This window comes from Actinomycetospora soli (genome assembly GCF_021026295.1).
Lineage (GTDB): Bacteria > Actinomycetota > Actinomycetes > Mycobacteriales > Pseudonocardiaceae > Actinomycetospora > Actinomycetospora soli.
The window spans coordinates 1-10050 of the sequence record NZ_JAJNDA010000050.1; the positions used below are offsets into that span (position 1 = coordinate 1).

The following is a 10050-nucleotide window of genomic DNA, read 5'->3' on the forward strand; positions in this document are numbered from 1 at the left end:
CCCAGACGGGCAAGCTCGACCGCTCGCCGCCGGAACTCAGGCGCGTGTGGGGCAGGCACGAAGATGATCCTCCCTGGCGGACCGGGTCCACCTCAGGCGAGGTGTCCGGTGGGAGGGGTCAAGCTCAGGCAAGCCCTCGCCGAGAACACCGGCACCTTGTTCGAGCAGCCCACCATCGAGCCCGTGCACGTCATCGCCGAGAAGTCACCGATCTGACCGACCCACCACGGCGCCGGGTGGCCCGGCCACCCGGCTGCCTGCCGAAGCCGCCGGACACCCGCTCGGTCCTCACCGAGCCGCGACCGCTTGACGGCCTCATCCGGTCACCATCACTGCCGACGCGCGGAACCCACTGACTCGGGTCTCGGCGACCTCGATCCCCTCGCCTACCCCTCAGGCGGTCGTGCGGGTCGTTGTGCGGGTCGGGGTGTGCATCTAGCCGTAGACAGAGAGTGGGTAACCAAAGTCATGGACGCCTCCATCACGCTGAGCGTGGACGGTCGGGAGCGGTCGCTGACGATCGATACCCGGACCACTGTGCTCGACGCCCTCCGCGAACACCTCGACGTCACGAGCGTCAAGAAGGGTTGTGATCACGGCCAGTGCGGTTCGTGCACGGTCCTGCTCGACGGTCGGCGCACTCTGGCGTGTCTCTCGCTGGCCGTCGCCCATGACGGCGACGAGGTCGTCACCGCCGACGGGCTGGCCCCGGAAGGGGAGCGGCACGCGATGGCACAGGCGTTCCTGGACGCCGACGCCTACCAGTGCGGCTACTGCACCCCGGGCCAGATCACGTCGGCGGTGGGGATGCTCGAGGAGGTCGACGGCGGTCACCCGAACGCCGCGGCGATCGACGTGGCCGCCCCGCCCCAGCTCGACCGCGCCGAGATTGCCGAACGCATGAGCGGCAATATCTGCCGCTGCGCCGCGTACGCCAACATCGTCACCGCGATCGAGAACGCGCACGCCGCGCGGAGTGGAGCCCTGCCATGAGGCCCTTCACCTACGCCCGCGTCGACGACGCCGCCGGCGCCGTCGCCTCGGTGACCGCCGACCCGGACGCGATGTTCCTTGCCGGCGGCACCAACCTCGTCGATCACCTCAAGCTGGGCATTGCGGCGGCGAGCACGCTCGTCGACGTCACCGGCCTGACCTCGGACCGGATCGAGGACCTCCCCGGCGACGACGGGCAGGAGGGAGGCCTGCGGATCGGCGCTGCGGTCCGCAACTCCGACCTCGCCGCGCACCCCCGGGTGCGCGCCGAGTACCCGGCGCTCGCTGAGGCGCTGCTGCAGGGCGCGTCGGGCCAGCTGCGCAACATGGCCACCACCGGCGGCAACCTGCTCCAGCGCACCCGGTGCGCCTACTTCCAGGACCGCACCACACCGTGTACGAAGCGGTCACTCGACGAGTCGTGCTCGGCGCTCGGGGGCTGGGCGCGGTACCACGCGATCGTCGGCGCCGCCGAGGACGACGAGGGTCTGCGGCGTTGCATCGCCACCCACCCGTCGGACATGGCCGTGGCGATGTCGATGCTCGACGCGCGGGTGCAGGTCCTCGGCCCCGAGGGCGAGCGCACGATCCCGATCGGAGAGTTCTACCGGCTGCCCGGCGACGACCCGACCCGTGACACCGTCCTGCGCCACGGTGAGCTCATCACCGCCGTCGACCTGCCGCCCGCGCCGATCGCCACCAACTCCACCTATTACAAGGTCCGTGACCGGGCGTCCTACGCGTTCGCGCTCGTCTCGGTGGCCGCCGCGCTCGAGGTCGACCGCCCCCCCGATGGGCCGGTCGTCGCCGACGTACGCATCGCCCTCGGCGGCGTCGCCCACCTCCCGTGGCGCGCGTTCCGCGCCGAGGAGGCGTTGCGCGGGCGCCCGGCGACCGACGAGAACTTCCGCGCCGCCGCGGAGGCCGAGCTCGAGAGAGCGCGCCCCGTCGAGAGCCCGGCCGGCGGTAACGCCTTCAAGATTCCGCTGGTGGCCGGGACCGTGACCACGGCCCTGCGCCGCCTGACCCAGGACCCGTCCGCGACCGACGGCGTCCCCGGAGAGTCCGCATGAGCATCACCGCACGGTCGATGGGCACCTCCCAGCCCCGCATCGAGGGCCCGCAGAAGGTCGCCGGCACCGCCCCCTACGCCTTCGAACACCCCGTGGTCCGGCCGCTGTACCTGCACCCGGTGCAGTCGACGATCGCCCGGGGCCGGATCACCGCGATCGACGCCTCGGCGGCCGAGGCCCTCGACGGTGTCGTGGCCGTGATCACCCACGAGAACGCAGTCCGGCTCGCGGACACCTCGGACGCCGAGTGGTCGGTCCTGCAGACCCCCGAGGTCAGGTTCCGCGGCCAGTACGTGGCCGGGGTGCTCGCCGAAGGATCCGAGATCGCCCGCCAGGCCGCCGAGCTCGTGGCCGTGACCTACGACCAGGACACCCACGTGGCGTCGCTCGACGAGCACTCGCCCGATCTCTACGCCCCGGACGTGGTCAACCCGGCGTTCGCGACCGACGAGAGCATCGGCGATCCGGACGCCGCTCTCGCCGCCGCCGAGTACACAGTGCGTCAGACCTACACCACGGCGATGACCCACAACAATCCGATGGAACCGCACACCACGATCGCGTCCTGGGACGCCGAGGGCGGCCGGTTGACGCTGTTCGAGTCGACCCAGGGCGTGGTCACCACCCGCGATGCCGTCACGAGCCTCTTCGGTCTCGGCGCCGACGCGGTCGCCGTGATCGCCCCGCACGTGGGGGGCGGGTTCGGCTCCAAGGGCAACGTGCATGCCAACACCGTGCTGGCCACCCTCGCCGCGATGGCCGTGCCCGGCCGGGCGGTGAAGTACGCCTTGACCCGCCAGCAGATGTTCGACCTGGTCGGGTACCGGACGCCGACGATCCAGCACGTCGCGCTCGGCGCCGACACCGACGGGACCCTGACCGCGATCACCCACGACGTCGTCGAGCAGACCGCCCGGTTCAAGGAGTTCGCCGAGCAGACCGCGACCTACAGCCGCTCGATGTACGCCACCCCCAACCGGCGCACCACTCACCGCCTCGTCCCGCTCGACGTCGGGATCGCTTCGTGGATGCGAGCGCCCGGCGAGGCGCCGGGCAGTTTCGCCGCCGAGGTCGCCATGGACGAGCTCGCCGTCGTCACCGGCCTCGACCCCATCGAACTGCGGGTGCGTAACGAGCCGACAGTCAGCCCCGAGTCGGGACTGCCGTTCTCCAGCCGCAACCTCGTCGCCTGCCTGCGACGCGGCGCCGAGCGCTTCGCCTGGTCACATCGCGACCCGCAGCCCCGCGCCCGCCTCGTCGACGGCTGGTGGCACGGGACGGGGGTGGCCAGTTCCAGCTACCCGGTGTTCTCCATGCCCGGATCGACCGCGGTCATCCGCTTCCACCGCGATCCCTCGCTCGACCCCGCCCTCGGCGCCACCGGGCGCTACGAGGTCGAGCTCGCCGCCGCCGACATCGGCACCGGAGCACGCACCGTCCTCACCCAGATCGCCGCCGACGCGCTCGGACGCCGCCCGGGCGCTGCACGAGGCCAACCCCGCCGTCGACCTCGTCGCGGTCTTCGAGCGGGACGCCGTCGACGGGCACTTCGCCGCGATGGGCGCCTCGTGGGACCCCGACGAGGACCTCGACGCCTGGGTGCGGCGCCTCTACGGGAACCTCGACCGCGACGACGACGGCATCGTCACCCACCCCGCTCCGGCCTCGGCGCAGCTCGGGCTGCAGTGGCGCCCGGGTGTGAGGTACGACCAGCTCCACGCCGCGGTCCGTGAGCACGTGCCGGCGGGGTCGAGCGCGGCCGTCGCCGTCCTCGAGGGCGGCGAGGTCTGGGCGACCCTCGTCGTCGGGTTCGACGCCGACCACCGGGTCACCCTGATCACGACCGCCGACCCCTTCGCCCCGCTCGCCGGGTCCCCGCAGGAGATCCTCGACGGACTGGTCGCGCTGGCCCGCGAGCGCCACGGCGCCTGTGACACCGGCGTCGCGATCGAACGCGCCGACGCCGACCGCCTCCTCGACGAGGGTGTGACACGCGAACAGCTCACCGCTGCTGCCCTCGCTGCCCGCTGGTGAGCGATCACGAGAGAGGTCCCGATGACGAGTGCGCCAGCCAAGCGTGCCGACATGATCGTGCACGAGCAGGAGCCGTACAACGCCGAGCCGCCCCGGGCGGCGCTCGCCGAGCACGTGATCACCCCGGTGGAGGTGTTCTACGGCCGCAACCACGGCACGATGCCCGAGATCGACGCCGGGGCGTGGCGGCTGCGTGTCGGCGGCATGGTCGGTCACGCCCTGGAGTTCTCGCTGGCCGAGCTCCAGCACCGGTTCGCGCCCGTGGAGGTGACCGCCACCCTCCAGTGCGCCGGTAACCGTCGCGCCGGGTTGATGGCCTTCCGCGACATCCCCGGGCAACACCCGTGGGGGGCGGGTGCGACGTCCACTGCTCGCTGGCGCGGGGCCCGCCTGGCCGACGTGCTGACCGCGTGCGGTCTCGACCCGCACGCCACCGACATCGCGTTCGACGCCCCCGACGTCGCGCCGGAAGCCGATCCACCACAGCCTTTCGGCGGGTCGATCTCCGCGGACAAGGCCACCGCGCCGGAAGTCCTGCTGGCCTGGGAGATGAACGGCGAGCCGCTGACCGCCGCGCACGGGGCGCCCGTACGCGTGATCGTTCCCGGTCACATCGGCGCCCGCAGCGTCAAGTGGGTCCAGCGGATCACCGCCCAGGACCACCCGTCGGACAACTTCTTCCAGCAGGGCGCGTACCGGTTGCTGCCCGCCGACACCGACACCGCTCGGACGCGCCCGGGGGACGGCGTCGCGCTGGGAGCGGTCGCGCTCAACTCCGAGATCCTCGTCCCCGACGACGGCGACGAGCTGCCCGCGGGGCCGACCCACGTGGCCGGCTACGCCTTCGCCGGTGACGACCGCACCGTGGTCCGCGTCGACGTCACCGCCGACGGCGGCGCCACCTGGGTCCAGGCCGATCTCGACGCCCAACCCACCCCCTGGACCTGGCGCTTCTGGCACGCCCGTGTCGACGTCCCGGCGGGAGGGGTCGAGATCACGGCACGTGCCTGGGACAGCACCGCGGCCGTGCAGCCCGAGCACGCTGCCACCGTCTGGAACCCCAAGGGCTACGTCAACAACTCGTGGCCGACGGTCACCGTCACCGCGACGCCGACCGGAGACGTGTCCTAGGTGGTCGAGATCGTTGCCGTGGTGGTCGGCCTGGTGACGCTGACCGCGGCGGTCCGGGCGGGGGCACGCCGCCTCGGTGTCCCCGACCCGATCGCGCTGTTGGTAGTGGGCGCGGCGGTGTCGTGGGTGCCGGGGGTCCCGCCCTTGCGGATCGACCCCGACCTGGTCCTGGTCGTCCTGCTCCCGGTGCTGCTGTACTGCGCGGCGTTCGCCGCCTCGCTGCCGGCGTTCCGGCGCCACGTCCGGCCGATCCTGCTGCTCTCCGTCGGCCTGACGATCGCCTCGGCGCTGGCCGTCGGCGTGGTGGCGACCGCCGTCGTCCCCGGCCTGGGTTTCGCCGCGGCGTGCGCGCTCGGCGCCGCCGTCGCGCCACCGGACGCCGTGGCCGCAACCGCCGTCGCCCGTGGCGTCCGCCTGCCGCGCCGGGTGGAGGCGCTGCTGGAGGGCGAGAGCCTGTTCAACGACGCGGCCGCGCTGACCGTGCTCACGGTGGCCGTCGGTGCGGCCACCGGCGAGAGCCTGTCCTTCGCCGAAGCGACGGGGCAGTTCCTGCTCAGCGCCCTCGGTGGGCTCGTCATCGGTGGGCTCGTCATCGGTGGGGTCGTGGCCGCGGTGGTGGCGTGGGTGCGCCGTCGGGTGCGCAATCCCTACACCGACGTCGTGGTCTTCCTGGTCGCTCCGTTCGCGGCGTTCCTCCCCGCCGACGTGGTAGGCGCGTCCGGCTTGGTCGCGGTGGTGACCGCCGGGCTCTACCTCGGCCACCGCGCGACGACGATCATGGAGCCGGGCGCCAGAGTCGTCACCGGGTCGGTGCGGACCGCGCTGTCCTGGCTCCTCGAGGGCATCGTCTTCCTGCTGGTTGGGCTGGAACTGCGTGAGGTGGTCGCCGGGCTCACCTCGACCCCGCTCCGCGTCGTGGTCGTGTCGTCCGTGGCGGTCGTCATCACACTGATCGTCGTCCGTGTCGTGTGGCTGGCCCTCAGCGAGCAGGCGGTGCCCGCCGTGGTCGGGCGCCGTCGGGCGACGTGGGGCGAGTCGACGTTGACCGGTTGGGCGGGGATGCGCGGTGCGGTGTCCCTGGCCGCGGTGCTGACTCTGCCGCTCATGATGCCCGACGGGGGAGCCTTCCCCAGCGCGACTTGATCGTCTTCCTCACCTTCGTCGTCATCCTGGCGACCCTGCTCGGTCAGGGACTGACCCTGACCCTGCTGGCGCGGCGGTTGGTCGGCGGCGACTCGGAAGCGGCCGTGGAGTCACAGCAGGAGGCACGGGCGCGTCGGGAAGCCGCCGACGCCGCGATGGCCCGCCTCGAGGAGATGCACCGGGACGCTCCCGGCGGAGAGGAGATCGTCGATCAACTTCGTCGCCGGGTGCAGAACCGTGTGCGCGCCGCCGACGAGCAACTGGCCGCGATCGGAACGCAGGCCGACATCGCCGAGGGCGACCCTCGAGCCTACCTCGAGCCGCGTGCGGCGCCCGGTGCCGGGCAGCAGGAGCTCCCCCGGGACACCTACCGGCGGTTCGGCCAATCCATGATCATCGCCGAGAGGGCCCGTCTGCTCGCCCTGCGCGACGACGGGCGTCTCGGTGAGGACGCCTTCTTCCGTATCCAGCGCGAGCTCGACCTCGAGCAGGCCGCGCTCCTCGTGCGCTGAGATCCGACCGGGTGTGATCGAGGTCGGTGATCGGATTTCGCCCCGATACGGCGGCGCTCTCTCCGTCGAGCGCCGCCGTGCCGGACCCCGCCGTCAGAGCGACTGTGCGGTCGGCCGAAGGACGATCTCGTTGATGTCGGTGTCGGCCGGCTGGTCGATCGCGTAGGAGATGGCCCGGGCCACGACATCGGCGTCGATGGCGACCGAGTAGAGGTCCTCGGCGCTCTCGGCGCTGTCGGCGTGGGTGATCTTCGAGGTCAGCTCGGTGGACACGGCGCCCGGGGAGATGACCGTGGCGCGGATGTCCTCGCCCACTTCCTGGCGCAGACCCTCCATGACCGCCCAGACCCCGAACTTCGTCGCGGAGTAGACGGCCGAGTTGGCGAACACGGTGTGTGCCGCCACCGACGCGAGGCTGATGACGTGCCCGCCGCCCTGGGCCCGGAACTTCGGGAGCACGGCCGCGATCCCGTAGAGAACGCCCTTGAGGTTCACGTCGATCATCTGCTCCCACTCGTCGACCTTGGCGGCCTCGAGGGGCGAGAGCGGCATCAGGCCGGCGTTCGCGAGCAGCACGTCGACGCGGCCGAACTGCTTCTCGGCGGCGTCGACGAACGACTGCACGTCGTCGCGGTCGGTGACGTCGAGGGTGCGGTAGGCCGCGTCGTCCCCGATGTCGTCGGCGATCCGCTTCAGGTTCTCCTCGCGCCGGGCTCCGAGGAAGACCTTCGCGCCCTGGTCGGCGAGCCGTCGTGCCGTCGCTTCTCCCAGCCCGCTGCTGGCTCCGGTGATGGCCACGACCTTGTCGGCGACGTTCGTCATGAGGCCTCCTCGTCAGTCGGTGTGGACGGCCGGCTCGGCGCGTCCGGAGGTGGCCTACCCACGGCGGGGCCGGGAGATTCGTGGCGACGACGACGTTTGCGGGTGCACACAGGACGGCAACTCTGTAGTTGAAGCGACAACCGTCGTTGTCATTCTTGGGTCCGATCGCCGAGACCGAGAGAGGCGCCCGCTGTGTCCACCCCTCTGCCCGACGACAGTCCGCTCCTCGCGCCCCTGCGCGTCGGTCGTCTCGAGCTCCCCCACCGCGTGCTGATGGCTCCACTGACCCGCAACCGGGCCGACGGAGACGTTCCGAACGAGATGCAGGCCGAGTACTACGCCCAGCGGGCGTCGGCCGGACTGATCTTCTCCGAGGGCAGCCAGCCCCAGCGGATGGGTCAGGCCTATCCCAACGTCCCCGGCGTCCACTCGGTCGGGCAGAAGGCGGGCTGGGCGCGTATCGCCCGCCACGTCCATGACCGTGGGGGTCACCTGTTCGTCCAGTTGATGCACTCCGGGCGGATCTCCCACCCCCACACGCTGGACGGCGCCACCCCCGTCGCGCCCTCCGCCGTGCGCCCCGAGGGCTCGATCGTCACCTGGTCCTCGCCCGACCCGGGCGCCGAGCGGGAACTGACCACGCTCGAATACGTGACCCCACGCGCGCTGGAGCTCGCCGAGATCCCCGACGTCGTTGCCGGGTACGCCCACGCGGCGCGTCTGGCCGTCGACGCCGGCGCCGACGGCGTCGAGCTGCACGGCGCGAACGGATACCTCATCCACCAGTTCCTCGCCGACGGCATCAACCGCCGGACGGATCGCTACGGCGGCTCCCCGCAGAACCGGGCTCGCTTCGCGGTCGAGGTCGCGCAGGCGTGCGCCGAGGAGATCGGGGCCGACCGCCTCGGTATCCGTGTCTCACCGCTCAATCCGTTCAACGGCATCGTCGAGAACGACGACGAGGTCTACGACGTGCTCGTCGACGCTCTCGCCCGGATGGACCTGGCCTATCTGCACGTCGTCGGCACCCGTGAGCAGGACTTCGTGCCGCGTCTCCGCGCGGCGTGGCCAGGCGTCTATGTCCTCAACACCAACTTCGAGGAGTACTCGACCCGCGAGGACATGTCGGCGCTGATCGCCGACGGCGTCGCCGACGCCGTGACGGTGGGACGTCCGTGGATCGCCAATCCGGACCTGGTGCGCCGCTGGCGGGAGGGAGCCGTCGAGACCGAACCCGATCAGAGCTCGCTGTACGGCGGGGACCGTCGGGGCTACACCGACTACCCGTTCCTCCACGACGCCGTCTGACCCGCCGCCTCGGCTGTTCCGGCGCACCCGCGTCGGCGGCGCCCGAAGCCGACGAACGCGACGTCGACAGCCGAGGCGGCGCCCGGCACCGAGCAGGCTTGCCGACAAGCCGTGCTCTGAACTGCAGGAGCTCCGGAGGTGCTGATGTAGCTGTCGTAGCCGCAGGATCGCTCGGAACGGACGACGTACATCCACTACAGGCCGGCCTTGGTGGTGGTGACGTCGAGGGGTTCTTGCTCGGGGGAGGGCTGCCCGGTGGCGAGCTCAGCGGAGCGGCGGATGGTGCGCCGGTACGCGGCCGGGTCGGTCTGCAGGATCGCGATGCCGCGCCAGCGCTCCACGAGCTCATGCACGCCGGCGAGGTCGAGCGACGTGCGCGCGTCGTTCAGGGCGGCCTCGTAGGCAGCGACGAAGCGCGCGGCGTCGTCGGGGACCAGCCGCTGCCTGATGACCGCTGGCGAAGCCCCGAGCGCGAGCGGGTGCGGCTCGGGGTCGCGACGGGCTGCAGCGGTCACAGCGGCGACGATAGCGATTACTGCCGACACCGGACCAGGGCACTGAGCCGATGTCGGAGTTGAGGAGTCACCGCTGAGCCTCGGTCACTTCTCAACGCTGTGACCAGGAAGAACGTGGTGCGCCGTCAGGGACTCGAACCCCGAACCCAGTGGACAGGGTTCACGACCGCCACGGTGACGGCCTATGGACGTTCATGCTGGTCACAAGTGATGCTCGACGGTGTCGATCATCAGTTGTGCAGCGCCGTGATGGCCGAGGACGTGACGTAAGCGGGCCGCTATTCGCGTCGCGGGGCGCGCTCTCCCGCTCGGTCCGGCGGGCACCCTCCTTCCCCTCACGAGGGAGCGCTGCGGATGGCCGTCAGCTCTTGGCGCGCTCGACCAGGGTCGCGGCGGCGAGCTTGCCGAGGGCGTTGGCGGCCAGTGGGCTGTCGCCGGTGAGCAGGCCACGGTCGCGGTGGACGTGGCCGGCCATGTCCTCGTTGACCACGACCAGTCCCTGGGCGCGCAGACCCTCGG

General features: G+C 71.7%; 10 protein-coding genes. 8 read left to right on the plus strand and 2 right to left on the minus strand.

The window, feature by feature from the left end:
- Window positions 1-468: 468 nt before the first annotated feature.
- From LN037_RS31675 to LN037_RS31705, 7 genes are read left to right on the plus strand one after another with little or no spacing between them, the layout of a single operon-like run.
- A complete protein-coding gene (locus LN037_RS31675) occupies window positions 469-993 on the plus strand; it encodes a 2Fe-2S iron-sulfur cluster-binding protein (RefSeq protein WP_230761033.1) in 525 nt (174 codons plus the stop codon).
- The gene (locus tag LN037_RS31680) at window positions 990-2066 is read left to right on the plus strand and encodes an FAD binding domain-containing protein (RefSeq protein ID WP_230761035.1); all 1077 of its coding nucleotides are present in this window, start codon (window positions 990-992) and stop codon (window positions 2064-2066) included. The genes LN037_RS31675 and LN037_RS31680 overlap by 4 nt, the downstream gene beginning before the upstream one ends.
- The gene (locus tag LN037_RS31685) at window positions 2063-3799 is read left to right on the plus strand and encodes a xanthine dehydrogenase family protein molybdopterin-binding subunit (RefSeq protein ID WP_230761037.1); all 1737 of its coding nucleotides are present in this window, start codon (window positions 2063-2065) and stop codon (window positions 3797-3799) included. The genes LN037_RS31680 and LN037_RS31685 overlap by 4 nt, the downstream gene beginning before the upstream one ends.
- Complete coding sequence (locus LN037_RS31690; RefSeq protein WP_230761039.1) at window positions 3765-4100, plus strand: hypothetical protein; 336 nt, start codon at window positions 3765-3767, stop codon at window positions 4098-4100. The genes LN037_RS31685 and LN037_RS31690 overlap by 35 nt, the downstream gene beginning before the upstream one ends.
- A 21-nt stretch (window positions 4101-4121) precedes the next feature.
- Complete coding sequence (locus LN037_RS31695) at window positions 4122-5231, plus strand: sulfite oxidase (RefSeq protein WP_230761041.1); 1110 nt, start codon at window positions 4122-4124, stop codon at window positions 5229-5231.
- Complete coding sequence (locus LN037_RS31700) at window positions 5232-6374, plus strand: cation:proton antiporter (protein ID WP_230761043.1); 1143 nt, start codon at window positions 5232-5234, stop codon at window positions 6372-6374.
- Window positions 6371-6886, plus strand: coding sequence for a hypothetical protein (locus tag LN037_RS31705; protein WP_230761045.1), 516 nt, complete (start codon window positions 6371-6373; stop codon window positions 6884-6886). Before LN037_RS31700 ends, LN037_RS31705 begins: the two co-directional genes overlap by 4 nt.
- Window positions 6887-6979: 93 nt before the next feature.
- Here the strand turns inward: LN037_RS31705 and LN037_RS31710 are convergent, their stop codons facing one another.
- The gene (locus LN037_RS31710; RefSeq protein WP_230761047.1) at window positions 6980-7708 is read right to left on the minus strand and encodes an SDR family oxidoreductase; all 729 of its coding nucleotides are present in this window, start codon (window positions 7706-7708) and stop codon (window positions 6980-6982) included.
- Between the two features lie 192 nt (window positions 7709-7900).
- Between LN037_RS31710 and LN037_RS31715 the strand changes: the two genes are divergently transcribed.
- Entirely contained in the window at window positions 7901-9016 is a 1116-nt protein-coding gene (locus tag LN037_RS31715) for an alkene reductase (RefSeq protein ID WP_308286221.1), read from the plus strand.
- Window positions 9017-9210: 194 nt separating this feature from the next.
- Here the strand turns inward: LN037_RS31715 and LN037_RS31720 are convergent, their stop codons facing one another.
- Window positions 9211-9531, minus strand: a complete 321-nt coding sequence (locus LN037_RS31720; RefSeq protein WP_230761051.1) for a DUF6247 family protein — start codon at window positions 9529-9531, stop codon at window positions 9211-9213.
- Window positions 9532-10050: the final 519 nt, after the last annotated feature.